The 24,372-nt window shown below is 33.6% G+C and carries 23 protein-coding genes and 1 tRNA gene; 12 read left to right on the top strand and 12 right to left on the bottom strand.

Annotated elements, in window-relative coordinates:
• Window positions 1-3 precede the first annotated feature (3 nt).
• The 4 genes from NEF87_RS06310 to NEF87_RS06295 are packed head-to-tail and all read right to left on the bottom strand — an operon-like array spanning window position 4 to window position 4,436.
• Window positions 4-1,773: an alpha/beta hydrolase family protein gene (locus NEF87_RS06310; RefSeq protein WP_457919125.1), complete on the bottom strand. Its 1,770-nt coding sequence runs from the start codon at window positions 1,771-1,773 to the stop codon at window positions 4-6.
• 48 nt (window positions 1,774-1,821) lie between these two features.
• Window positions 1,822-2,154: a hypothetical protein gene (locus tag NEF87_RS06305; RefSeq protein ID WP_457919124.1), complete on the bottom strand. Its 333-nt coding sequence runs from the start codon at window positions 2,152-2,154 to the stop codon at window positions 1,822-1,824.
• Window positions 2,155-2,205: 51 nt separating this feature from the next.
• A complete protein-coding gene (locus NEF87_RS06300) occupies window positions 2,206-3,501 on the bottom strand; it encodes an MFS transporter (RefSeq protein ID WP_457919123.1) in 1,296 nt (431 codons plus the stop codon).
• A gap of 50 nt (window positions 3,502-3,551) precedes the next feature.
• Window positions 3,552-4,436 (bottom strand): leucine-rich repeat domain-containing protein, encoded by an 885-nt coding sequence (locus NEF87_RS06295; protein WP_457919122.1) that lies wholly within the window; start codon window positions 4,434-4,436, stop codon window positions 3,552-3,554.
• A gap of 327 nt (window positions 4,437-4,763) precedes the next feature.
• Here NEF87_RS06295 and NEF87_RS06290 point away from each other — a divergent pair, with 327 nt between their 5' ends.
• The 4 genes from NEF87_RS06290 (at window position 4,764) to NEF87_RS06275 (ending at window position 8,154) form a co-directional block, all read left to right on the top strand.
• Window positions 4,764-5,357 (top strand): DUF998 domain-containing protein, encoded by a 594-nt coding sequence (locus NEF87_RS06290; protein WP_371805573.1) that lies wholly within the window; start codon window positions 4,764-4,766, stop codon window positions 5,355-5,357.
• A gap of 156 nt (window positions 5,358-5,513) precedes the next feature.
• Window positions 5,514-6,152, top strand: coding sequence for an HNH endonuclease (locus NEF87_RS06285; protein ID WP_371805572.1), 639 nt, complete (start codon window positions 5,514-5,516; stop codon window positions 6,150-6,152).
• 56 nt (window positions 6,153-6,208) lie between these two features.
• The gene (locus NEF87_RS06280; RefSeq protein WP_457919121.1) at window positions 6,209-7,024 is read left to right on the top strand and encodes an FkbM family methyltransferase; all 816 of its coding nucleotides are present in this window, start codon (window positions 6,209-6,211) and stop codon (window positions 7,022-7,024) included.
• Window positions 7,025-7,089: 65 nt separating this feature from the next.
• A complete protein-coding gene (locus NEF87_RS06275; RefSeq protein ID WP_457919120.1) occupies window positions 7,090-8,154 on the top strand; it encodes an NAD-dependent epimerase/dehydratase family protein in 1,065 nt (354 codons plus the stop codon).
• A 100-nt stretch (window positions 8,155-8,254) separates the two neighbouring features.
• Here NEF87_RS06275 and NEF87_RS06270 read toward each other — a convergent pair whose 3' ends face one another.
• The 4 genes from NEF87_RS06270 to NEF87_RS06255 form a co-directional block, all read right to left on the bottom strand.
• Entirely contained in the window at window positions 8,255-8,611 is a 357-nt protein-coding gene (locus NEF87_RS06270; RefSeq protein WP_457919119.1) for a cupin domain-containing protein, read from the bottom strand.
• Between the two features lie 77 nt (window positions 8,612-8,688).
• On the bottom strand, window positions 8,689-10,101 hold the full coding sequence (locus tag NEF87_RS06265; protein ID WP_457919118.1) for a hypothetical protein: 1,413 nt from the start codon (window positions 10,099-10,101) through the stop codon (window positions 8,689-8,691).
• Between the two features lie 125 nt (window positions 10,102-10,226).
• On the bottom strand, window positions 10,227-11,525 hold the full coding sequence (locus NEF87_RS06260) for a hypothetical protein (RefSeq protein ID WP_457919117.1): 1,299 nt from the start codon (window positions 11,523-11,525) through the stop codon (window positions 10,227-10,229).
• Window positions 11,526-11,580: 55 nt separating this feature from the next.
• Complete coding sequence (locus NEF87_RS06255; protein ID WP_457919116.1) at window positions 11,581-12,186, bottom strand: hypothetical protein; 606 nt, start codon at window positions 12,184-12,186, stop codon at window positions 11,581-11,583.
• A gap of 113 nt (window positions 12,187-12,299) precedes the next feature.
• Between NEF87_RS06255 and NEF87_RS06250 the strand changes: the two genes are divergently transcribed.
• Complete coding sequence (locus tag NEF87_RS06250) at window positions 12,300-12,659, top strand: hypothetical protein (RefSeq protein ID WP_457919115.1); 360 nt, start codon at window positions 12,300-12,302, stop codon at window positions 12,657-12,659.
• Between the two features lie 77 nt (window positions 12,660-12,736).
• A complete protein-coding gene (locus NEF87_RS06245) occupies window positions 12,737-14,161 on the top strand; it encodes an MFS transporter (RefSeq protein ID WP_457919114.1) in 1,425 nt (474 codons plus the stop codon).
• Between the two features lie 202 nt (window positions 14,162-14,363).
• Here NEF87_RS06245 and NEF87_RS06240 read toward each other — a convergent pair whose 3' ends face one another.
• Window positions 14,364-15,383 (bottom strand): aldo/keto reductase, encoded by a 1,020-nt coding sequence (locus NEF87_RS06240; protein WP_457919113.1) that lies wholly within the window; start codon window positions 15,381-15,383, stop codon window positions 14,364-14,366.
• A gap of 530 nt (window positions 15,384-15,913) precedes the next feature.
• Here NEF87_RS06240 and NEF87_RS06235 point away from each other — a divergent pair.
• A complete protein-coding gene (locus NEF87_RS06235) occupies window positions 15,914-16,282 on the top strand; it encodes a RidA family protein (RefSeq protein WP_457919112.1) in 369 nt (122 codons plus the stop codon).
• Between the two features lie 33 nt (window positions 16,283-16,315).
• On the opposite strand, the gene NEF87_RS06230 is transcribed toward NEF87_RS06235, so the two are convergent.
• Window positions 16,316-17,443 (bottom strand): right-handed parallel beta-helix repeat-containing protein, encoded by a 1,128-nt coding sequence (locus NEF87_RS06230; RefSeq protein ID WP_457919111.1) that lies wholly within the window; start codon window positions 17,441-17,443, stop codon window positions 16,316-16,318.
• Window positions 17,444-17,950: 507 nt separating this feature from the next.
• Between NEF87_RS06230 and NEF87_RS06225 the strand changes: the two genes are divergently transcribed.
• Window positions 17,951-18,310, top strand: a complete 360-nt coding sequence (locus NEF87_RS06225; RefSeq protein ID WP_457919110.1) for a hypothetical protein — start codon at window positions 17,951-17,953, stop codon at window positions 18,308-18,310.
• 311 nt (window positions 18,311-18,621) lie between these two features.
• Here NEF87_RS06225 and NEF87_RS06220 read toward each other — a convergent pair whose 3' ends face one another.
• Window positions 18,622-18,873: a hypothetical protein gene (locus NEF87_RS06220; RefSeq protein WP_457919109.1), complete on the bottom strand. Its 252-nt coding sequence runs from the start codon at window positions 18,871-18,873 to the stop codon at window positions 18,622-18,624.
• A gap of 140 nt (window positions 18,874-19,013) precedes the next feature.
• On the opposite strand from NEF87_RS06220, the gene NEF87_RS06215 reads away from it, so the two are divergent.
• The 3 genes from NEF87_RS06215 (at window position 19,014) to NEF87_RS06205 (ending at window position 22,495) form a co-directional block, all read left to right on the top strand.
• Window positions 19,014-20,204: a Loki-CTERM sorting domain-containing protein gene (locus NEF87_RS06215; protein WP_457919108.1), complete on the top strand. Its 1,191-nt coding sequence runs from the start codon at window positions 19,014-19,016 to the stop codon at window positions 20,202-20,204.
• 66 nt (window positions 20,205-20,270) lie between these two features.
• Complete coding sequence (locus NEF87_RS06210; RefSeq protein WP_457919107.1) at window positions 20,271-21,956, top strand: winged helix-turn-helix transcriptional regulator; 1,686 nt, start codon at window positions 20,271-20,273, stop codon at window positions 21,954-21,956.
• A 461-nt stretch (window positions 21,957-22,417) separates the two neighbouring features.
• A tRNA-Arg gene (locus NEF87_RS06205) sits at window positions 22,418-22,495 on the top strand.
• 407 nt (window positions 22,496-22,902) lie between these two features.
• On the opposite strand, the gene NEF87_RS06200 is transcribed toward NEF87_RS06205, so the two are convergent.
• Entirely contained in the window at window positions 22,903-23,520 is a 618-nt protein-coding gene (locus tag NEF87_RS06200) for a hypothetical protein (RefSeq protein WP_457919106.1), read from the bottom strand.
• Window positions 23,521-23,821: 301 nt separating this feature from the next.
• Between NEF87_RS06200 and NEF87_RS06195 the strand changes: the two genes are divergently transcribed.
• On the top strand, window positions 23,822-24,256 hold the full coding sequence (locus NEF87_RS06195; protein WP_457919105.1) for a GNAT family N-acetyltransferase: 435 nt from the start codon (window positions 23,822-23,824) through the stop codon (window positions 24,254-24,256).
• Window positions 24,257-24,372 lie beyond the last annotated feature (116 nt).

Below are 24,372 nucleotides of genomic sequence, written 5' to 3'. Positions count from 1 at the left end.
AAATTACCCCTGACATTCTTCATGGTCAGGATCCAATACTAAGACGGCGATGTTTGTACCTCCTCTTTTTCCATAGGGATCAATCGAATACAAAATGGGCTTTATTGGGGTACCATCGCTCCAATCTCCCATCCAAGTCACATGAGTGCCTCCATTTGTGAAGTAAGTTAAAGCTTCTATAGCGACTGAAGTTTGATTATATGCATCGGCTGTTAAAAATCCTGCCATAGCATCCAACCGACGAAAATATCCAAAATGTGCCAATGTGTTGATTAAAGCATCTGTGGGGAGATAATGGGTGGCAATCTGTCGTGGAAATCCATAACGATCAGATTGGATATAAAGGTACGATACTTGGCTGGAATTTAGAGGATCTGAATCATCTCGAGAATAAAAACGTTCAAAATGGCTCATACCTATGCATGGGCTAGCGGTTGCATCATCTTCATATCCGACGACATTCACAATTGTATAATTAGGCAAATTTGAGAGTCCAATATCATGAGTTGTCCATTTACTGGCAAACCAGGGGGCTTCTAAGTCAATGATGAGTTGCTTTGTGGCCCACCCTTGTTTAATCACTTGTGGTCCAATAAATAATGTCATGCCGCCCCCATAGCTATGGCCCATAATCATTATGCGAGATAAATCAATCTGGTACGACTCTCCCAATATCGCGGTCAAGTCTTCTTGATCGATCAAAGTATTATTACCTACTAGAGCATCTACAGAATTTTCGATTCCATTCCAAGTCATGTTATAACGCACATAATAATCGGCACTATTGGTGGTTGATGCATTTTCTAAATTATCTAAGATTACTTCAACGTTAAGGTCCGTTGCATATTGCACAAAAATCACTGCTACTCCTCGTGAAGCGAGGGTGCGGAGAGTTGCATCATACTCCATATGATACGATCCTCCATAACCGTGCAAGAAAAACGCCAAAGGGATTTGAGATTCTACATCCAAGGATTTTTCCGCTAAATTTGGCAAATATATATAACTATACCAGCTGGAATTCTCATTATCGGGATACACATAGGATGCGATATCAGCAGGGAGTTTATTTTCAATGCGGATTTTCGAAACAGAATAAGGACGATCTGTGGATCCATATCCTGATTCAGGTTGTACATCTGGATTTGGAGTAATTCCAACCATTGGAAAAATGGAAGGGATCATAAAAATTAACCCTAGAATTAAAACGATACAATTTTTGCCCAATTTTGCATAATTGAGTGATTTGTTTATCGAATATAAGATATTTTGCTTTTTTTGTTTTAATACGCTCTGATAGAGAAATGCCATAAATTTCGTGTCAGTGAAAACAAGTATACATGCACCTAGCGTAATTCCAAGACCAATTAAGTATGGAATTGTCAAAAATGCTCCATGGTAGTAAATCTCATTAATAAGAAGGTAGATTACCAATTCATAGACTAAATATCCTGTACAAATTGCTGTGATTATTCGAATATAGGAAAAAAATTGATTAGTTTTTGATTCTGGATTAAATTTGTTCTTTTTCACATTATAGATATAATGAAACAAAAACAAACCTACAATGATAAGAAATAGAGAAAATGTTATCCAAAAATACAATTGATGTTTCTCCTGAAGTGCTCGGGCAAATTCATTGGTGGCTCTTGCTTTATCAAATTCAATTCCAGATCCAGTTAAAAATCCTATTAGAAATGGGACCATTCCCAATAAAAATCCAAAAGGACCCGCTGTGAAAGTCATTATTTGTTTTCTGGTAAATTTAATCATCAATTTTGATTGGACGAAGTTTGTAAAAAATATTCCCTCACACATTCTTCAAAAATCGAGATGATTAAATTGCTCCATTTTCCCTTTGAAATTTTCCAAATCAAACTGATGATCAGCTAAAAATTTCCTTTTTAGGATATTTAGGTAAAATTTTACCTTGATTTCTGAAACATGAGCATCAGATCGACAAATGAAAATCAAATTGGGATCCGAATGATATAAAATGGTAAATTTGAAAGATTTCATTTGGATGCATTGGCATTTCTCAACAAATATCTCTGAAGCAAAAGAGGTAATGGCTGAAATGAAACCTGTGAACAATTCGTTGCAAATTTTAGAATTTTTATTTGTGTGATAAAGAGGGATTCCATCACTGGTCATGATCCAAACTTCTTCCAAAACTTCTGGCAGTTTTATTCTTTTTGAAGAAATTTATTTCACTCCTGGCGATTGTAAATTTATCAATTTGATTGCAAATAAGTAAGGGAGTATCAATATCCCTTCAATTATTACCGAATAAATGAAGGGTGTCTGAATATCTTGGGTGTCCCACAACCAACCTCCTATAATTGGACCCGAAATCATCCCAATAATACTTGCTAAATTTATTAATGAAAATAATTTGCCTAATTTTTCCGTTTCTGGTGCTTTCGAAATATAATTCTTTAAGATAATTGATCCTGCATAAGCGATGGCAGCATCAGTAGTTAGAATTAGCGTAAAAATTATACTTGAGGTAATTTGAAGTAATAACAATGTAAAAACACATCCAGAGATGCATAAAACAGAAATTAATAAGTAGGGACTTATTTTCACTGATAAATCTGCCAAATAAGGTGCTAAAATAAGCGAAATAATTTGAGACGGAATGTATATGAGAAAAATGATTGATTCATTGGTGGTAATTTGGTTTAAAATCAACATTTGAATAAATGATTTTGAAATCGTTTGATTCAATCCAAGAAAAATAAACGTAACTGCCAAAACTCCAAAACCAAGTTTATAACGAGATGTCGTTCCTTTTTTTTTTTCATTTATCTCGGTGTCGTTTGATTCTCCGAAATCGGCTAACTCTAAATTTTGCGAAGAATTACGGCTCTGGAGTCCATTAAATTGAAAACAAAATTCCAAACCTGCCCAAAAAGAAATAAAACAAAAAAGGACTAAGGGAGAAAAAATGAGTATATTTGAATCAACTGTAAGTTGGAATAGTGTATACATAGAAAAAGCAATTCCAGTTCCAACTAGACAGCCGTAGCCACTATATTTCATTCTCCTTCCAAAAATTCTGGTACGTGTTGCTATAGAACTATTCTCAGTTAGCAATAAATCCGTCGGAGTGCGTATTAAGGTCACAAAACAACCAGAAAAAACTTGACTCAAAATTAAAAGGAAAAATGATTGAGTAACTATTGCGATAAATAAGGATAATAAGGAAATTGCTTTTCCCCAGGAACCAGCAATGATCATGTTTTTTTTTTGCCAATTTCTTGGTACCATCATAAGACTGATATTCATCACAACTGATCCAATGAGTTGTGAAGCAATAATCCAACCAATTTGGATACCAGTTGCGTGAAATATTTGGGTGGCCGTGAGTGGAAGTAAAAAACTTACAAATATAAGAGAAAAGCAATTGTAAAATGGAACTTTGATAATCGTATTAATAAGTTTTTGATTCAATGCATCCGGATGCTTAGGAAATCTTGCACTTGAACTTATCACCATAAAATTTAATGATGAGAAATCTTAAAAAAGATCTATAATTCCTGAAAAAACTATTTCTTCTTCTTCAGGAGTTTTTGAAGCCATGTTCGCTTCTTTTTAATTTCTTTCATTTTAATTCCTGAATCTTTATGAGGCTTTAAAACTTGAATAGAGCGCTTCGGTTCTAATCTCTCAAAGTCTGATCGAATAAAACAACCATTTCCTTCAACTTCCGAAAGCCATTCTAACTGTTCCGTTGTTACTTGCAAGTTTGGATTTTTATCTATATATAATTTTTCCAAATGAGCTAGTTGAATGATTGATGAAGGAAGTGTTGTCAAACGATTTGATGACAAAAAAAGTTTTTGTAGTTGTTCTAATTGTTCAATATCTTCCGGAAGGTGAGAGATGATATTGTTATTGAGTCGAAATTCCTTTAATCCTTTTAAATTTACTACTGAATCTGGGAGTGTCTCCAATTGATTGTGGCTTATGTCCAACTTTACTAATTTTTTCATGCCCGAAAATATGTCTGGGAGGGTTGAAAGATGGTTATGATTAATTTCTAGGGATTCCAATTCTATGAAATTTTGAAAATAAGTTGGTAATTCTGATAAATTATTCATGTTAAACGATAAATTCCGTAATTTTCGAAGGTTTTCAAAAGATGGTGGGATCAATTCAATATCGTTTTCCTCTAACCATAAGGATTTTAACTCTTTCAACAAACCTATTTTTTCATTCAATAGCATAATTTTTTTTAAATATAAGCCCAGTTCCTCGATTTTTCTATTTTGATGAACATATCCGTAGAGATTCCAATCGAGTTTCTTCTTGGGGGGAATTGGTTTACCTAATTCTTTTTCAAGTTCTACCATTAAGTTGAAATCAAGTTCTTCTAACTGTATGTCATTATAACGACCAAAGACAGGAGCTTTTGTTAGTTCATATTTCATTTGTTTTGTTCAAGTTAAGTTGATTTTTCCAGCCTTAAAGTTTTTAAATTTCTTATTTGATAAAACGATTCTTTAAATGAAAGCAATATTCGTTTGATTAAATAGATTTGTTTGATGCTAAAGACTGGATCACTGTAAATTTATATGGTAATACTTTCTTTTGTATTATATATTTAAATTTAAATTATTTTCTAAAAAGAGGAGATTAAAATAGAGAATTTTGAATATACTCGATCGGCAGAATTTCTTTCACGGAACCAAATTTTTCACAAATTTGAATCCCAACCCATAATTCATCGGTTGTATATTTATGGGCTTATTGGGGTTTTGATTGTTATATGTGCTTTTGCACAAATACGCTTTCCAGAAAATTATTCTATTTTTACAAATACTATCAGCGATCAAGGTTCAATTCTTTTAAATCCTCGAGGACATAAATTATGGAATATAGGAGTGATTATCATTGGAATTTCTATGATACCCCATTTTATTCACTTGTTTCGAATAATGAAGTCCATCTCCTACTTACTTTCAGGCATTTCGACATTATTTGGTGTTATTTCCTCCATCTCCTTGAGTTTAATTGGAATTTTCCCCAAAGATTTCAAAGTACCCCATTTTACATTTGCTGGAATTACATTTGGCGGAATTTTCTTCATGGCAAATATCAACTTGATATTGATAATCAAAGGTTTTCGAATTTACAAGCAACAGAAATTATCAACTCAAAAACTACCAGTGTCTTCTATCTTGAAAATTGTAATTACAGTGGCAATTTATTTCATTTTTAATATGAGTTTCCTAATATTTGTTATTCAATCAAAAATTTCTGGAAATATTGTGCCTTTTTGGGAATGGGGTTATTTATTTGGAATTATATTATGGTTAATAAGTTCCACAATTAAATTACCTGTGAAATAGGTAAAATTCATGGGGAAATCTTTTTTTCATTAATTTAATTATTTTAAAAAATCACAGAACTGTATAGGTTAATATTTCAATTTTTTGATGTTCAATTATTGACCTTTCGGAACATCTAATCATGGATAGAATGAATTCTAGGTGATATGAGAAAAGATGGGGTTACGCAATTGGATTCAAAATTTTCATCGTTCATCTGGAATTACGATGGTTGTATGTTCATTGGAAACGGATCGACACTATCAACCCAAGCAAAATAAACATGCTTATGCAGCATTTTTGGTATATGATCCATGGCTTCGAACTTACAAACGTTTCTTCATTAAACATTCACCTCGTCTCTGGGATGCGAAACATAAAACCTACTGGATTTCATTTGAATTTTCAGCTTTAGTAGGTTCAATCGTTGAATTTCGTGGTCAGCATCATCGGAACATTTCAAAAACCTACTATCGGGTTTCGAAACGGAAAAAAACTCATTTACAAAAAATATCTTCACAAAAAGCTTATCACTTGGCTCTAAAGTTTGCAAAATCGACATCTCAAAAGGAATATATTTCTACTGGGCGGGATATTCCTGCTTATGTTCGTCTATGTGTGTGGAAGCGGGATCAAGGTCGATGCGTAGTTTGTGGGGCATCAGAAAATATTGAATATGATCATATTATTCCCTATTCTCGAGGTGGAACAAGTACTGTGGATAATATTCAAATACTTTGCTTAGCATGCAACCGCAGAAAGTCAAATCGCATGGTGGTTCCTAGTAAAAAATCTGATATAACCCCTCTTCAGTGAATTTCAATCGATAGCTTTATATTTTGAAAAATCAAGGAAATCTTAGGTTAAAAGAAATGAACAACTTAATCCTACCTAATGGAGAATCCTTATATTATATAGATAAATTAACCGCTTTGTATGTTTATAATGAGATTTATGTTGAAAAACAATATTTGCAGCATGAAATTTCAATCTCAGATGGTGATATCATTTTTGATGTTGGTGGGAATATTGGTTTATTCTCCCGGTTTGTCCAAAATTGCGCTAAAAATCTAGATATTTATATATTTGAACCTGTACCTGTGATTTTTAAAGTGTTATCTGCAAATATCACATCAGATTCTAATTTTACCCACCTTTTTAATGTTGGTCTTTCCAATGAAGAGAAAGATATTGAATTTTATTACTTTCCTAAAGTGTGTGCTGATTCTACAGCCCATCCCGTGGATTGGGACTTTAAATTAAAAAAATATTTAGAAAATTATAATGATGTGGTGGTAAAAACGAATCCCTTGGCCCGTATTGTTCCGAAATTCTTACGAAAATGGGTTGTTAATCGAAGTCTCAAAAAATTATATCAAAGTGAAAAAATTCGATGCCATGTACGAACTCTTTCTTCCTTTATAGAAGAACATGATATTAAACGGATTGATCTTCTGAAAATTGACGCAGAAAATGCTGAGCGAGAAGTGATCGCGGGAATTCAAGAAGATCATTGGCCCTTAATTCGACAAATCTCAATGGAAGTGCATACGCATATTGTTGGATGTAAAAATCTTCATCATGAAATGCAGTCATTCTTGACTTCTAAAGGATTTTCAGTGTATCTCGTGGAAGATGATCTCGGGAGTCGTATGGGTGTTTATATGCTCTATGCCAAACGAATTTAAAATTTTACTTTGTCATTTTTCTTTGCTAAAGGAAATCTTTAACGTTTTCGATCCTTAATTTCCTCATGCAAGTTTTAATCATTGGGGGATCTCGTTTTAGTGGGAAACAATTACTGCTCAAATTGCACGCGGCAGGCCATGCTATTACGGTCATCAATCGCGGGAATCAACCTTTTATTTATCCTTCTGGTGTGATCCACCATAAACTAGATCGCAATCATGTGGATGCTTTACAGCAAGTATTAATCGATAAGGAATTTGATTGGGTGTTCGATTTTATTGCTTGGAAGGGGACCGAAAGTAAGCAACTCCTTGGTATGTTAAAAGGGCGAATAAAAAAGTTCATTCATGTGAGTACAGTCGATGTTTATGATTTGAACCACATTGAGCGTTATATAACTCACCCTATTTATGAAACAGATCCTGTTGGACCGATTAATAACACAGAACCTTCCTATCCCTTAGGAAAGCGGATGTGTGAACGAGATTTGCTCAAAGCTTATCACGAATTTGGATTTCCTGTAGTCATTTTACGACCAACATATATTTATGGGCCAGATAATTATTCCTTTAAAGAAGCATATTTTTTTCATCGTATTCTTTCCCAGCTACCGCTATATTTACTTTCACCCGAATCCCTTTATTTGGATATGATACATGCTGAAGATATGGCAGATCTCTGTTTATTAGCGGCTCAATCCTCGAGTTCTATTGGCCAAATATATAATGCCACGACAGGAGAATTTATAACTAGTCTTCAGCTTGCGCGTCTTGTGAGCTGGTGGTGCAAAATCCCGTTCAAATATACTTTCTTCACATCTAATGATGTGTTATCTTTAAATTGGTCCTTAGAAAGGCGATTATGGCCGTATGAATATCCCATATCCATGACTTTCTCTAATATCAAGGCAATTACAGAACTTGGGTTCAAACCGCGCTATCGGTTAATAGATGGTCTGCGGCAGACCTTTGATTGGTTTTTATCGCTATCAACCGGAGCTAAACAAAGATTATGGGGTCGATACTATTATTCTCCCGAGTGGGAAGAAAAGTTAGCTTCATATTTCAAGGATCGCATGGTTACAGAAAAAAATCCTGGTTCTTCTTTTATGAATTATTCAACATTGTGAAAAATTGATTTTGGTAAGGTTTTTGTTGTCTTGGGTGATAAAAAAGGCAAAAAAGGCTTATTTTTTATCTACATCATTAAAATTTGTTTTTTACACAGGGCTAAATTCTTTCGCATTGCACTGTGAAGTTGTTTTGTTTATTTCCGGTATTAATTGTTGATAGGGGTTCGAATACTAAGACATGAACTTCTTCAGTGGCGTTGGGGCGATGTTCAATGCCATGGGGCACCACTAAAAATTCTCCTTCATGTAAGAATATCGTCTTTTCCCGAAATTCTATGCTCATTTCTCCTTTAATTACCAGAAATAGTTCGTCTTCTGCTTCATGATGATGCCATACAAAAGGGCCTTTGAATTTGACCAATTTTACGGCTTGATTGTTTAATTCACCCACAATTTTAGGATTAAAATACTCCGAAAAAAGATCGAATTTTTGAGTCAGATTCACTTTTTCCATAAGCTCAATAAACAAACTCTCTTAAAAAGATTTTACGGGCTAAAAATAGAAAAAAATAAGAAAAAATCTTAATTGGGCTATATTTGACGGAAATACTGCGTGATAGATTCCGGTACCCTGTCAAATTCAAAAATATCCGATTGATGGCTTAATATCCAGGATCCTTCCACTTTTGATCGTTTTACATCTAAGGTGATTCGATAGGTGTTATTAAAACGCATAGTTCGAAGTAGCAGAACGATCGCAATTCCAATGAGGCCAAAACCGATAAAAAATTTGAGTGTTAAAATTCCAACTCCCATCATTAAAATAAGCAAAAAGACTGTGCCTCTTATGTTGTGTTTATGAATTTTCAATTTTTCAATGGAATCATAGGGGACCCGGCTAAAATCATGATGATGTCCTTCCAAAGCAGTCATGCGATTATATTTCACCCGATCTCGAATATCTTTATATTGTTTGATGTTAAAAGGGTTGAATATGATCCAAAAAACCAGTTTGATTATCTCAAAGACCGATTTCTTCGTTTTAGCACGAATAAAAATGGCTTTTTTTGAAATTACTGTATGGATGTAGGGACGTGTCTTAATAAACGCATACACAATCATAAGAATGAATTCAAAAGCAAAAACAATTATTAACATTCGGTTCGTAAATTGGATGTATGTTTCTGTGCCTGTTGCTTGGGCCAATAAACCTGAGAGACCTTCAAAATATTTATCGATAAATAAGAAGTATTTTAAAAAGGGAATTCCTTCTCCCGAAATAAATCCATTTGCTGATAAGGGGATGAATACTGCAACCATTAAGAAGAACGCCGTACCCAAAGCTTTGATATACTTATCCAAACTTCGATAAGAGATCAAAATATAGGGAAATAATGGGAAGAACAAAGCTTGCATGGCAGCATCTCGAGCTGCTTTCGCATCTCCACTTCTCATTGTGACAAAATAGGAAATAACCGCGTAAATACTGAAATAAAAACAAAGCATGATAAATGATTTCAGGGAATCTCCAAAGGATTTCTTTAGTAACACTTGTAGTGGGGTCCAATGACTTAATATAACTTCATCCTCGGTATCCAAATTTAAGGTTTGGGTTTCAGCATTTAACCAACCTGTATTATATTCAGCCGCTTCTTGGAAATTTTTGTATATTCGTGTTTTGGTCCCCTCTGTCGTAAAGGGAAGTATCATTGCCTTTTCTGGGCTGGGGAGGTGAGGGGTATAAGGCTGATCGAATCGAGTATCTGGAACGTATGGGAGGGTTCCTTCTTGTTGTTTTTGATCAAATAAATATTCATAGGGTTGTTTTTTTGGGCGTTTGCCTAATAGCCAAATTATAATCATCAATACAATTGAAATTAGGATCACTCCTGGATTATGAAAGCGAAGAAATAAGAGAAATCCCACAATTATCACCCCTAACTCGAGGATAATAAGAACTTTTCTTGGAATGATTGGGTCTTGATCAGAGCCACTTTGTTTCATATCTTTTCTTTGTGCTAGGAATTTAAATATTTAAGCGAGCATTTTTTTTTTAAAAATAATTAATTGTTAGAATTCAAAATATAAGGGCATTGTAGCAAAAAGGGATGCAAAAATTAAAAAAGGGTTCATTTCAGTGATAAAAGTTGGAGGATCTGTCCTATCTCAAGGTCTTTATCAGAAATTTTCAGCATATTCTTTATGATAAAAACCATATCATCTAATATTCCTTGACCCCAATCCTTTGATATAGGGGGATTAGTAAATGCTAAAGTGATATTGAGGTGATTGCATACCGTATATGCATGAACCATTGATCCTGCTTGACTTGTAATTGCTTTATCATATGCTCCTCCTATTAATTTTACTGCGGAAACGGTGAATTCTCCATAGGTTTTTTTAATTGGAGTGTTTCCAATTGAGGATGCCATAAATGTGGAAGGATTGATAAATTCACCCTTTGCCATATTATACCACCACCGTAAGGCTGCTTTTCGATTTATTTCTTGTTTGAGTTTGACTGTCGAATCCTGTATACATTCCCACAATCCCATGGTAGATGTAATTTTTTGAGACCATAATACTGCAGAACTTCCACAAACACAATCTTCACGTTCTAATGGCGGTTCTACAAAGGGGCGCATATTGATTGGGGCCATATGGATTATGGTTTGTGGTAAGGGTGAAATTTGCCTGAGATATTTTAAAAGGGCGATCATTTCAACCGTTGTAATCACCGCTTGAATCGTGCTCTCATTTTTTCTGCAAATTTGGCGTAATTGATTGGTTTCATCCTCTGAAAATTCTGCCCAAACGCCTTTTATTTGAGCTGGAGTGTTAGGCGGATAATTTGAAGAAAACATTAAGGGTGGATGAGCATCGTTTGGTAAGGAAGGATATGGAATTTCTCCAGAACTATTAGGGATTCGACTAATGATGTCTTGGAAAACACGTTTTTTACCTAAAACTTCGGATGGTTTTGCCAAAGATTGGAGTAAAATGTCTAAAACATGGAAGACTCCCAATCCATCAATTCCTGCATGGTTAAACACCAAGATAAGATCATTGTTATTGTTATTAGGATCGGAATATAGTTGAATCTGAGATAGGGCATTCATATTTGTTTGAGGAGAACTACTCACTTTTTGTATCCGCTCCTGCCACGAATCTTGGGTAACTGGTGCAGTTTCTGAATGAATGTTGAATTCAAGAGGTTTTTTCTTTTGGAAGAATTGTTTTGCTGTATTTTGCTGTGAATCTGGTTGGTGAATGCAAATTTCATATTGTAAATAGGGATGTATTAGAGCAGTTTGGTGAAGAGCTTGGAGAAGATTCCCTTGGGAAAGTTGACCTTGAATTTGAACTGCAAGTGTGATGTTAGAACCACTCAGCATGGATTCATAGGGATGAAGAAGGCGCTGTTCCATTTTTTTTCAAATTATTTTGGTTAATGATTCCTTATGAATTTTTTGAAATCTCTAATCATGGATTTTGTAAAACTCCATGTTTTTCTCTCACTTTTTGTTCCCATCTATCGACGATTTCAAAAAACGTCTGTATTGTAGGGTGTGTCAATGAAATTTGCTTGGATTTAAAATAATCCTCCCATCCTTTCTTCTTGGTGGTCATTACCAACATACTTTCAAAATCTTCTTTACTGTGGATAAAACGGAGAAACCCCGTCTCTATTTCTTCATAAGCAATATTTTGTCCCATTAAATTATTCATTTTTGTAGTCAACCGGTAATTACGACGCATTGGTTCAATTGTATTAGATTTGTAATGAAAAATGAGATAATTTTCAGCTACATCCTTCGGTTCAGATGGTTTATTTCGGTTCACTGTTTCTTCTATAAAATTGAAGTCCATTTCATTGGTTAAAATATGGTCATACAAAAATGCATAAGCCTCATAATCTTGATCATATAAAAATTCAAAGTCGCTTCTCGAATTAAAAACGAATCGTAGATAAGGATTATTATCCAAATTATGAATGTTTCCTGTGATGTTGAAATGGTTTTTAAAACTAAGTTGCATTCGTTTCAATATTTCTACAGGAGGAAATCTTTTTTCTGTAGTTTTTACCACCGAGATCTCAAGAAATGGTTTTTCCACAAAAATGAAATGACATTTCTCTCCAAAATACTTTTCCTACCTTAAAAGTCATTATCTTTTTTTCCCTTGGGTTTTTCACATCAATTATGCAACTTATTGCGATGGGAAAAATAAAAGAATATTTACTCCAACATCTCCCACACTTCTTCAAACCTGTTTTATTTATCTCAACTCGGTTTTATCCGGGGTGCCCAAAATGTTCCAGCATGGCTATTCCATATTATGTTGAGCTGAAAGAATTCAATGATGTGGTGATGATGGAACAAAAAAATTCTGCTGGAAAATTTTTGCCTCTTCATAACCATAAATTTCCATTCCCTGTTATCTTTTCTCCCGATCAAAATTCCCCTCTTCCAAGTAAAATTTTCGTAGGAACCCGTGATACAGGAATGGGATCAGAACTGGCCATCCTAAAACTCGATTTTTCTCCCTCTAAAGAAGAATGATATAATCACTTTTTAGGGGTATTTTGTTTCAGATCTTGAAAATGAAGTCTTTTTTAGGTCAACCGTTGAATAATACTATGGACTCACAAAGTAATACTCTTGAACCCAAGTCGGGACGGGAAGTTCCCTTAAAACTGAATCTTGGGTTTTCTCTTGGGGAAATACCCGATTTAATTGCCTATCAAGGATTTTCCTTTTTAATCTTCACCTTTTATTCCGTTGTGATAGGCCTCCCAATTGATACCGTAACCATTGTCTTCATAATCTGGTCGATCTTCAATGCTTTTAATGATCCAATTCTTGGTGCTCTCTCTGATAGAACCCGTACGAAGAAATTTGGTGGTGGGCGGCGACGACCTTGGATAATTTCTATGATCATTCCTCTACCGCTTGTGATGGTGTTTCTTTTTACACCTATTGAAGGGAGCGATACTGTTATTGCCATTTATATGGCGATCAGTATGATCTTATTTGACACATTCTATACAACCTACTCATTGAATCATACTTCCCTTTATCCTGAAATGTTTCGATCGGATCGAGCTCGTGAAGAAGTGGGGCGCTCTCGTCGGATTTTAATGGTGGTTGGATTACTAGTTGCCTTTGCCTTACCGGGAATAGTAATAACTGATTTAGTAGGGACAGATGCAATAACTCGTCGCCAGTATATTCTTTGCGGGGCAATCTTTGGGGTGTGCATTTTAGTAACAATGTTAGGGCATATCAAAACTGGAATTCGGGAACGTCCTTTGGAAGAACTTCAAGAACAAAAAACCCTTTCCTTGCTTGATTCGTTCAAATATACGTTCAAAAACAAAGATTTTATTTTAATCGTAATGGCTTCCACCATGAATTGGTATGTCTTTGGGATTTTACCGATGGTTTTACCGATCTATGCCTCCATTCAATTCGATTTAAGTAAAAATGCGTTTGAAACGACCTTGTTATTAGTGACTGTGTTTCTATGTTCCATCCCCGGTGTGCTATTTTGGTCATGGTTGGATAAAAAAATTGGTAGTCGTCAAGCTTTTATCGTATGTATGATCTTTTGGGCTGTTTCCTTAATTCCATTGTATTTCATTACTGAATATGTAGGTGCTATGATCGCCATGGCTTTTATTGGAATAGGTTTTGGAGGTGGCCCCTATTTTATTGATCGGAATATTTCCAATGTTATTGATGAAGATGAGTTGCGTACCCATCAGCGACGGGAAGCTTCCTTTTTTGGAGTTCATGCGGTCTTCATCCGTTTAGCTACTATTTTGATCATTATTTGCATCAATATCGTGTTTACCTCATATAATGGGTGGGAAGAAGTGGATTTGGTTGCTGTGACTCCGAAACAACAACTGGGTTTGCGCCTTTTAATGTCGATTTTTCCCGCCTGTGCATTAATTATCGGGGTTGTATTTGCGTCCTTATTTTCCCTCAATACGGAAAAAGTTAAAGAAATTCAAACCCGTCGTAATAAAGCTCTGGATGATTTGGAATTAAAGGAGTAAACATACACTCCGCTTATTTCCTATCTTTTTTCACATCTAAATTTCTGTTAATTTTTATTTTTATTTTTCTTCTAATTGCTGGTTTTTGACCTGTTACTCGTTTGTTCTCTAAGATGGTTGATTGTGGAAAAAATTTCAAAGTGAAAAATATAAGGTAATCAATAAATTCCCTTTCTGAAAATTCTTACAATCCTAAATTTTTTCAAAGTTGGGCTATGCTGTCAAAAAAACCAATCCCTTTCTTTAATAAATTGACGGTTTCTAAGCTATAGGGGCATTTACTCTCACAAATTCGACATTCAATACATTTTTTTGCTTTATTAACTTCTTTTTGATAATTAGCTACAAAGTCTCCTTGGGGCCATAAATTGTAACTTACCTTAAGATTGATTACTCCTGGAATATAAATATCTTGGGGACAGCTAGGCATGCAATAGCCACACCATTGGCAGAATTTTTTTCCGAGATCTTTTTTCATTAGATCAATTTGATGCATTTCTTCGGTTGATAGTTTGTAGTTTCCCTCTACTATTTTAACTACTTCTTCAATTTCCTCGATTTTCTCAAATCCTGGAACAGGGATTACATCGTCAAATTGCATAAGATACTTCATAACAAGAGATGCATTTTGCAATCTACCTCCAGCAAAAGGTTTCATCGAAGTAAATCCAATGTCTAATTTTTTTGCTAAAGGAATTAGGGAATCTGCTGCTTCATTGTTGACAAAATTGAATGGAAATAACACCACATCAAAGTTTTCTGAAATAATAGCTTTCTTCATAGTTTCAAAACAATGACTCGTTATACCTATATGTTTGATTTTGCCTTCCTTTTGCGCTTGTTTAGCAACATCGAAGGCGCTCCCAGGTTTTAATAAATTCTCATATTTTTCTTTTCCCACATTATGAAATTCCCAAACATCAATGTAATCCGTTTGAAGTGTGGCTAAACTTTGTTGCAAGTTCTTCTTTGCTGTCATTCCGTCCATTAAACTTTGTCGTGTAATTAAAATAACTTCATCCCTCCGGCCTTTCAATGCTTTTCCAATTCGTTCTTCGCTTGTGCCATAATGTCGGGATGTATCAATTAGATTTATGCCTTGATCCAAGGCAAATTTAATTAGTTTAACTGCATTTTCTTCAGAAGGACGTTGTAAGGGAATTCCTCCCATACCAATTCTTGATACTTCTAAATCAGTTCTTCCTAAACGTATTTTTTTCATTACCTATCATTCTCTATTTTTTCAGGTTAAACCTTTTTCAATACTAACATGCGAATTAATACATGTTTATCACACGTATACTTTCAAATCTTCTCATTTAATATAATTACTTCTAATGGTTAAAATATTTTCATTCAACTTAGGTCAAGTTTCATCTTAAGAACATAAGTGAAATACTGATATTTCAAAGGAAAAAAAGTTATTTGCATAGAATTGTTTCAATTGCTATAAAGAATCTTCTAATTTTTCATACTTGATATATTCGTTCACATTTATTATTATTTCCATGTTTTCACCCTTAGTTGTTTGTTTTAACTTATACCTTTCTTAAGCTTTAAGACAACATAAAAGAATAGGGGTCCAAGTTCTACTAGCAAATATTTATCTTTTTTTATCAAACTAATATCATCAGTTTAAGAATAAATTCGAAATCTCGCTTTTTATCTTAGGTTTTATTCTACCAATTTAATCGTAAATAAGTTTTTCATTGAGGAGTAGCTTTAAATTATCTCTTAATTTTGTTATTCCTTATGGGTGATATAATACGAAAAGATGTTAATTCTGAATATGCATATTCAGGTGCTGTTAAAGCCGGTGATTATATTTTTTTAACCTTTTGTGTAGGAAATGTTGGGGGAACCATCAAAGAACAAGTCGAAGGTGCTCTCGAAGATATGGAGCGACGTTTAACCCTCTTTGACATGACTTTATCTGCTGTGGTCCAAGTCAATGTGTTACTTCGGGATCCTTGGGACATCCCTATTATGGAAGCTGTCTTCAAAGAGAAATTTAAGGGTGTTTATCCTGCTCGAAAAACCCTTTCGACAGAATTTGCTCATAAAGGTGGTCCGGAAGGATTGAAATGCCAGATCGATGGCATAGCCTATTGTCCAAAATAAGCAATTTTATTAGAAAAAGTAAGTAAAAATGGGTTAAAGTATTTTTTCTCCACAATGTTCACAATAATTAACTCTTGGTTGATTAGAGATCTCTTTATGTGGAATTTTTGGCAAAATTTCACCACAATGGGGACAAAAATCCTTTATTCGATTTACGTTAATCTTTTGTTTATTTGCAGAACGTTTTCTTTTTCTTATCCGCCCTATTATGACAGCGGTTATAACTATTCCAATAATTAATCCATAATAAACTAGCAACATATAATCTTGCTCTAAATAGAATTCCCCAAGAAGATATGTAATACTATTATCCCTTATTGTATTTGTTTCATCATTGCTTTCATCGATGATTTCATTTCCATCATTTTCAGATAATGTATTTCCAATGATACTGTTAAATGATGATTGAACGAGTATCACATGATAATTTGAGTTCCCATCAAAATCATTCTCAGTAACATTGACATACGAGCTCGAAGACATAATTTTTATTCCAATTTCATTATAACCAATACCATTTTTTAAAATCTCAATATTGTGTGAATTTGATTCGATCAGGATTCCTATACCATCAGTAGCCTCAATTATATTCGATTCAAAAGTGATATTGGAAGAATTTGAACATGATATACCTGTGTCAGAATTATATTCAATCGTCGTCTGAAAAACAGTAATATTCTGTGAATCTTTAATAAATAATCCCGTCTGTTCATTATTGATAATTTCACAGCTGATGATGTCAATATTGGAGCATGAATCGATTATGAACGAACCACTATCACCATTATAGGACCCATTAAAGACACAATTCCGAAATATCATATAATCTTGAGTATTTGATATCTTCAAGGAAAATTTCAGGTAATTTGCATCAAAAGTGACCCCGTCGATAATATATGGTTCATCATATGTTCCTTTTCCCTGGGCGATTTCTGGATAGGTGGACCAATTATTTTGCTCTGATATCTGAAGATGTCCATAATTTGTGGCTGATTTTGGTGTGTCACTCATATTTTGCGTTATTAATTGGGTATCTCCCATCGCACTTTCTGAATAAATCATGATCGTTGATAATAATATCAATGTTCCACATCCGAACATAATGATATTTCTTCTTTTGTTAAATTTTCTTACCACATGGTAAAATAAGTCAAATTGCATTTTTGAATCACTCCTCTTCTAATCATGTTACCATCAATTTGATATTTAAAATATAGGGGATAGTTTTCGAACATAGATTACTCAAAATTAATTAATAATTTTAACAAAACAGTTCATCATTCGCAGGATTCAATTCATATATCAAAGGTTTTTATTATATTTTTCTTCCTTGATTTATTCGCTTTCATTAAAAAACACTACTGATGTATATCCAAGATCAATAGCAATCAAATGGGCGTGCTTGAAATACGGTTATTTAAATTTTCATTATTTCTCGTGCTATATTAAGTTAGTTGTCGATGATAAAATTGACCACTTATTCAAAAACAAAAAATATTAAGTGACATTTTTTGTTTTTATTCAATTTCTCCTTAATTAGCTAAATTCTTACTAAGTTTTAATATTCATATTGAATAATATCAATATATTAATAGGGTGATCCAAAGGTTTCATCATGGTATTAGAAATGTGACTTTTCAATTCAACCTATTATTGAAGTGAAAATCTATGGAAGACACAAAACTCAAACTTTCGGCTATTTGGATATCTCAATTTTTACTTTGGACTTTTGGAGACATGCTATCCCTCATGCAAGAAATCACGGAAGTCGCAGACGACTCACTATTATTATTTGTAGCAACTCCCCTGGCAATCATTCAGACTGTTATGATCTTATTACCTCTCTTCTGCAAGCGCAAAGTGGTCAGGATTTTAAACCTTGTTGTTCCCCCTATATTTCTCGTATTCAATGTCATGAATTTCTTCGATGTTCATGTAGGTTGGGGATATTTATTGACAATTGTTTATGTATGTTTCAATTTATTGTCTATATGGATTGCTTGGCAATGGAAACCTAAGGAAGAATAATTTGGTTATTTTTCAAGGTCATTAAATTTTTTCTATATTATTTAAAATAAGAAAAGTTCCAGATTTTTCATAATAGGAGCGAGTTGTCTCTAATTTCTTGTCATAAATTAAAAATTCGTAACTTTAAATTAGAAAGTACTTTGATCACAGCATTTTTATACATATTTAATCGTACCTGTGAAATAAGGTGAATAAGAATGTCATGATTAGAATTATACTATTTATTCTTTCATTATTACCAATTGGAATGAATCTTATTTATGTTATGCCGAAAATGCATTGAAATTAAGAATTTAGGTATCTTTTATAGATCATATCATTATTTGTTTCAATTCTTTTTTCAATTCTTCCAATTTTCTTTGTTGTTCTACCATCACGCTAAGAAAAATCGGTTCCATCGGTACCAATCGTTGACAAGCCCCTATTTCTTTCCAATGTTTTCGAGCTGCATTCATGACTTCATCAAAATATAGACGATCCTCTGGCCGAAGCCCCCGACGATAATTGTTCCAAGTCGCAATTTCTTTTTCTAACGCAACTTTAAACGGATGAGTAACTACCATAAATAATGATAGACTGACTAAGAAGATAAAAAGCAAGGGACCGGTAAATTTCTAAAAACTTGCATATACAAATTTGTAGGGTCAAAATCCTCCCAATTTCTTTATATATCCTTCACGAGATGTGATGTTTAGAGCTTATTATGAAAAAAAAATTAATTGGTTTGGTTTTATTGGGAGCATTCTTTCTTTCTTTAGGTATTGTGAATGGTCAAATTTATAATACCTCACTAGAGAGTGAAAGGAATGCTGGAATCAGTTTGAATACGGTAAATGAAACTGATGACAATGAAGATGAAGAAACAAACGATAGCATAGATGAAAATCTTGCTAAAGATGAAGATATTGATGAGGATAATGATGACATCGATGATGAATATGAAGATGAAAATAAACGTGAAGTTCAGATCGAAGTATCAGAAAATGAAATTCAAATTGAATCAAAGATGGAACACGGAAATGTCACTAACAAATTTCAAGTGAAAATTCATTGGGATGATGGAATTGCGCTTAAGCTCGAGTTTGAGTCTGAATACGAAAATGCGACAACCGAATCTGAATTGGAAGTGGAATTCAAGACCGTGTTTAAAAAAATCATTGAATACGTAGATATTGATGGAGATGGAATGTTTAATAAATCCAATGACACTATTCTGCAAGAATACCTAATAGATACATTCAAAGATCCGGAATATACCGCAATAACACAAAATGATTCTTCAGTTCTCCATTACATTAAAATTGGCACTGCTGATGATGTATTTACTATCCATTTATTTGCGGCAGGAGAATTTATGAACGTGAATTCCACCACAATTACTCCCACCCAAGTGAAACTTGATATTGAAATAAACGACTTTCCATTCTTGAATTCAACATCTCGTTTAGCACTGTACACAAAATTAGAATCCGAATCCGAATATGCTGTAGAACACGATACAGAAGATGAAGTGAATGGATTCGCAGTTCAAGAATCAGGACTTGCAAGTGTAATGAATGGGTTTGCCGCCGCCTTTACATGGGCAGAATATGCAAATATCGACGGGATGAGTGAAGATGTACTAGTCAATCCCGTTTCAGCAGATGATATTGATGTCAATGATGAGAAAATATTCTTCAATTACCCTCATGGAACTAATATATATCATGATCCAAAAATAGGTGTTCAAGGATTACTTACAGAATCACCTATGATGTCAACCGATGTATCAACCAATCCAACTGACGGAGCTATTTCAGATTTGATTGCAAATATTCCTGGATATCCTCTTTGGATTATGTTTGGCATTGCAGGAATTTCAATTGCGTTAATTGTTTTTAAGAAAAAGAAGTAATAAATAGTTTTTTTAGAAAGATTTCTCTTTCTTTTTTTAAGTATCTTCCTAAAGTGAGTTCTTAAAATGAATCTTGTATCAAAACATCGCAGAAGTATTGGGTTTATTCTAATTATAGGATTATTTGCAAATATTTTTCTATGGGATGCAGCGACTTCATTTCAAAAAACCTCTACTTCTGATGAAATGGGTGCAGATATTACTAAAAATTCTGAAAATCCCGAAGATCCCGAAGATCCCGAAGACCTCGAAGATCCCGAAGACCTCGAAGAACCGGAAGATCCCGAAGACCCCGAAGAACCGGAAGATCCCGAAGACCCCGAAGAACCGGAAGATCCAGAAGATAAAGATAACGATAAGATTAAGGATGAAAAAGAACAGGAAAATGAACGAGAACTGGAGATTGAAGTTTCGTCTGAAGAAGCTAAAATTCAATCCGTTCGAAAAATGGAATCAATGAAAGATAAAATTCAATTCAGCGTAAAAATATCCGATATTGGAGTGGGATTAGAATTAGAATATGAATCAGAGTATAATTCGGACGAAATCAAATTGAAATTCGAAATATTCTTTTCAAATCTGATTGAATTTATAGACATCAATAACAATGATGTATATAATCCAAATGTCGATGAGATAATTCAAACTTATGAATTTCCACAATTTTATCCCATAAATTATTCAACTTCCACAACTTTATCAAATTCAACGATTCACATCTTAACAATTTCCACAATCGATGATGTTTTTCTCTTAAGGTTTTACTTTGTTGAAGAATTTGAAAACATTAGTGGAACTATACAGACTCCTACTCAGATGAAGTTTGACATAGAGATCTCGAATTTTCCTTTCTTATCCAACTTCTCTCAAATTGCACTCTCTACTTCATTAGAATCGGATAAAGAGTATGAGTATGAAGATGAAACCGAAGATGAAAAAAAGGGGTATTCCCAAAATGAGAATGGATTACATACTACTGATAATTCTTTTTCAGGGATGTTCAGTTGGGAAAATTCGGTTCTTGTTGATAATGTGCATAGAGATGTCTTAGTGAGTTTTAATGATGAAAATTCGATATTATATCTCAATTATCCTAGAGGAGACCATATTTTTCATGATCCTAAGATGGGTGTTATCGGAATTATAATTGATCCCTTTGTTTTTAATATTTCTACTTTGTTGAATGAGCCCTTATTTTATATCTTTTCATTACTTGGGTTGATAGTTATTATATTTGGGTTTGCGATGTCTAAGGAACAATATCGCCATTACCTAACAGACCGATTTCTTCCAATGAACACATTTCCCCATCGATTATCGATGGAAGAAGTGTTAGAAAATGAGTTTCGCAGTAGATTAATAGACCTTATCATCGATGAAGCCGGAATTCATTATAGCGAATTATTACGGCAGATCGACACATCCCCAAGTAATTTAGCATGGCATTTAGATATCCTTGAAACCTATAAAATTATTTACAAACAAAGAGTAGGCAATTATATTGTCTTTTTTCCATATTTAGAAAAAAATCCCTTCGCTAATTTTAATCCCAAGATTGCGAAAAGTAAGAAAACACTGCAAATCTTTGAGATTATTTCAGAAAACCCCGGCATAATTCAAAATCGCATTGCAACTCGGATGGAGTTGAATCGAAAGACAATTAAATATCACTTGGATAAGTTAGTTGAGGCAAATTTAATCCGACTTGAAAAAAAGGGGAAAAAATCCATGGCCTACATTATTGAAAAATAAAATTATAACACGGTAAAATCGTATCAATTTTTTTACCTAAAAAATACCCATCGCGCAAATTCGATTACTTCAATTCATAATGGTTTAAAATTTCCGCTTTTTTTGTCCTTTTCCGCCAAATTACTCCTATAAATACAAGTATGATTCCTATCCATTATCTTATTCCCAAATCTGGGCGGTAAGAATTATCGGTGATCCTAAATATTTCTTAATGAGACATTTCACAATGATTTTCCAGTCTGAAGAAACAATCATCTTCCTTACATCTTTCCTTTTAAACTATGTGATACCCTCTTCCTTGATTTATCAAAATCTCGGTGGATATCACTTCTTTCTAGGTGTAATCAAAAAATTAAAAAAGGTGGCTGAATTTAACATAAATAATCTGTAATGATTACTATGCTAGAAGGAATCATTAATTTGATTGAAGAATGCGACTTGTTTTTTTAAAATATTCCCGTGGGGGGTTAGTCTAGCCTGGATATGGCGCTGGCCTTCGGAGCCAGATGTCGGGGGTTCGAATCCCTTATCTCCCACCATTTTCTTTTTACTATCCGTTTTGTCCTATTATCACTTTTAAAATCAAATTTGGTTTCCTCCATATTATCAAAAAACCGTGTGAATCAATTAGGTGAATGAAACCAAACTATAGGGAAAAAATGTAATATGGAAAAAAAATAATTATTAAAGATATAGCAATGAAAGTTTAATGATGAAAGATGAAGAATGTTGATCTGATTTAGACCCATTTCCTTGAGTAATTATAAATTCAAGATCGAACGTATGCATATCGACAAATTCTCAATGATCCAGGAAATTTCCATCATTATACATACCTATAAATTATTCAGTCTTCAATTAATGTATACTTCGTTTGCACTTTAATTTGAAAATATGGTATATCGGCTACAAAGTAGTAAAAAAAATTACACCTTGCTATTCCTTGTCAATCAAACTTGAACTTAGACTGCTTGCAAAGGTTGTCGTAAAGCAATTTTGAGATAGTTAATTGTGGACAATCTCGGATATGTAGGTTTTGGAGAGAGGGGAGATGCATAAAAAATAATGGTAAGTTTTTTAATTTGTGACAAGAAATGATGTGAATTTCTTCTAAATACTGGAGAGCGCCTATCGATTCCGGCAGAAATGAAAAATTACCCCACAATTCGAGGTATTTTAAATTACACAAAGATGAAAAAGGGAAAGATTGGAGTGGTCCCAAATCATTACCACACCTTAAAAGAATAAGATTTCGGAGAGATCCCCAAACAACTGGAATTTTCCACATTCCTGTAATATCACAGTACAATTTTAGAAGATCAGGAAATAACAAAGGGATCTCTTCAACTAATTCAAGTATTTTGGGTGAAGTATATGATTTTCCAGCATCAATCAAAATATATCGCACAATATTATTTTGATCTACTTCAACGATGAATTGAGTTTGGTTAGAACTGATTCTGGTTCTATTAATTGTAACGTGTAGTTTCATTAATAATTGCTGCTTTTCTTCAGACATTTCTGAAAATGGGGGACAAATTTTCCTCAATTCAAGTTTATCCATATTTGAATTTTCCTCTTTTAGAAAAATGGTTGGAAATTGTAAATATGCAGTTATATAATTCAATAATGATTAAAAAGGTGTTCTTCGAGATGTATTGAAAGAAAGACTGAATAAAAAACCATACTTGCAAATCCAATATTTACAATAAGAAAAAATGGGTGACCAATCTTGCATTCAATCTCTCCATCCTCAAACAAAAGAATTGAACCACCAGGTGAATGAAAACAAGCGATAGGGGAAAAATATAATGTAGAAAAAATAATAATTATTAATTATACGTAATGAAAATTAGTGATGAATGATGAAGAATGAAGTTTTGATAAGACCTGTTTCCTTGAATGATAGTGAATTTATTACTTCTCTTGCAATTCAATTGGGATCAAAAGTGAGTTTTGATGTAGTGAAGAGCCAAATCCATGCAATATTGAAAAAACCGGACCACTTTGCTTTCGTTGCCGTTGTTAATGATCAAGTGGTTGGGTATATTCATTGCTTCACGGCTATAAGACTTACCTCAAAACCCTTTACTGAAATTGGTGGATTAGTAGTAGATGAAAAAGAACGTGGGAATGGAATAGGAAAATTGTTAGTGAAGCATGTAGAAGGGCTCTTTAATGAAAACAGGAAGGTTAGAGTGCGTTGTAACAGTAAACGGAAACTCGCGCATAAATTTTACACTAAATTAAACTATACTGTAACAAAGGAGCAAAAAATTTTCGAAAAAAATTTTCGCTAATCTCCTTTTTATTTCATTTTTAGTTTTTATTTTGGCTATTAGCAATAAGATACTATGGTAATGGAATGCAGATAATCCTATTCTGCTAAAAGTATTTAACGATTTTACTTTTTAAC

Source organism: Candidatus Lokiarchaeum ossiferum, from assembly GCA_025839675.1.
GTDB lineage: Archaea > Asgardarchaeota > Lokiarchaeia > Sigyniarchaeales > Promethearchaeaceae > Lokiarchaeum > Lokiarchaeum ossiferum.
The sequence above is the reverse complement of the archived record's forward strand: the minus strand, read 5'-3'. Positions and strand labels throughout refer to the sequence as shown.

What these genes read in the sequence shown, in the direction of transcription:
- NEF87_RS06310 (WP_457919125.1), bottom strand. Translation starts at nt 1,773, where the DNA reads ATGATTAAATTTACCAGAAAACAAATAATGACTTTCACAGCGGGTCCT.
- NEF87_RS06305 (WP_457919124.1), bottom strand. Translation starts at nt 2,154, where the DNA reads ATGACCAGTGATGGAATCCCTCTTTATCACACAAATAAAAATTCTAAA.
- NEF87_RS06300 (WP_457919123.1), bottom strand. Translation starts at nt 3,501, where the DNA reads ATGGTGATAAGTTCAAGTGCAAGATTTCCTAAGCATCCGGATGCATTG.
- NEF87_RS06295 (WP_457919122.1), bottom strand. Translation starts at nt 4,436, where the DNA reads ATGAAATATGAACTAACAAAAGCTCCTGTCTTTGGTCGTTATAATGAC.
- NEF87_RS06285 (WP_371805572.1), top strand. Translation starts at nt 5,514, where the DNA reads ATGGGGTTACGCAATTGGATTCAAAATTTTCATCGTTCATCTGGAATT.
- NEF87_RS06280 (WP_457919121.1), top strand. Translation starts at nt 6,209, where the DNA reads ATGAACAACTTAATCCTACCTAATGGAGAATCCTTATATTATATAGAT.
- NEF87_RS06275 (WP_457919120.1), top strand. Translation starts at nt 7,090, where the DNA reads ATGCAAGTTTTAATCATTGGGGGATCTCGTTTTAGTGGGAAACAATTA.
- NEF87_RS06270 (WP_457919119.1), bottom strand. Translation starts at nt 8,611, where the DNA reads ATGGAAAAAGTGAATCTGACTCAAAAATTCGATCTTTTTTCGGAGTAT.
- NEF87_RS06265 (WP_457919118.1), bottom strand. Translation starts at nt 10,101, where the DNA reads ATGAAACAAAGTGGCTCTGATCAAGACCCAATCATTCCAAGAAAAGTT.
- NEF87_RS06260 (WP_457919117.1), bottom strand. Translation starts at nt 11,525, where the DNA reads ATGGAACAGCGCCTTCTTCATCCCTATGAATCCATGCTGAGTGGTTCT.
- NEF87_RS06250 (WP_457919115.1), top strand. Translation starts at nt 12,300, where the DNA reads ATGCAACTTATTGCGATGGGAAAAATAAAAGAATATTTACTCCAACAT.
- NEF87_RS06245 (WP_457919114.1), top strand. Translation starts at nt 12,737, where the DNA reads ATGGACTCACAAAGTAATACTCTTGAACCCAAGTCGGGACGGGAAGTT.
- NEF87_RS06240 (WP_457919113.1), bottom strand. Translation starts at nt 15,383, where the DNA reads ATGAAAAAAATACGTTTAGGAAGAACTGATTTAGAAGTATCAAGAATT.
- NEF87_RS06235 (WP_457919112.1), top strand. Translation starts at nt 15,914, where the DNA reads ATGGGTGATATAATACGAAAAGATGTTAATTCTGAATATGCATATTCA.
- NEF87_RS06230 (WP_457919111.1), bottom strand. Translation starts at nt 17,443, where the DNA reads ATGCAATTTGACTTATTTTACCATGTGGTAAGAAAATTTAACAAAAGA.
- NEF87_RS06225 (WP_457919110.1), top strand. Translation starts at nt 17,951, where the DNA reads ATGGAAGACACAAAACTCAAACTTTCGGCTATTTGGATATCTCAATTT.
- NEF87_RS06220 (WP_457919109.1), bottom strand. Translation starts at nt 18,873, where the DNA reads ATGGTAGTTACTCATCCGTTTAAAGTTGCGTTAGAAAAAGAAATTGCG.
- NEF87_RS06215 (WP_457919108.1), top strand. Translation starts at nt 19,014, where the DNA reads ATGAAAAAAAAATTAATTGGTTTGGTTTTATTGGGAGCATTCTTTCTT.
- NEF87_RS06210 (WP_457919107.1), top strand. Translation starts at nt 20,271, where the DNA reads ATGAATCTTGTATCAAAACATCGCAGAAGTATTGGGTTTATTCTAATT.
- NEF87_RS06200 (WP_457919106.1), bottom strand. Translation starts at nt 23,520, where the DNA reads ATGGATAAACTTGAATTGAGGAAAATTTGTCCCCCATTTTCAGAAATG.
- NEF87_RS06195 (WP_457919105.1), top strand. Translation starts at nt 23,822, where the DNA reads ATGAAGAATGAAGTTTTGATAAGACCTGTTTCCTTGAATGATAGTGAA.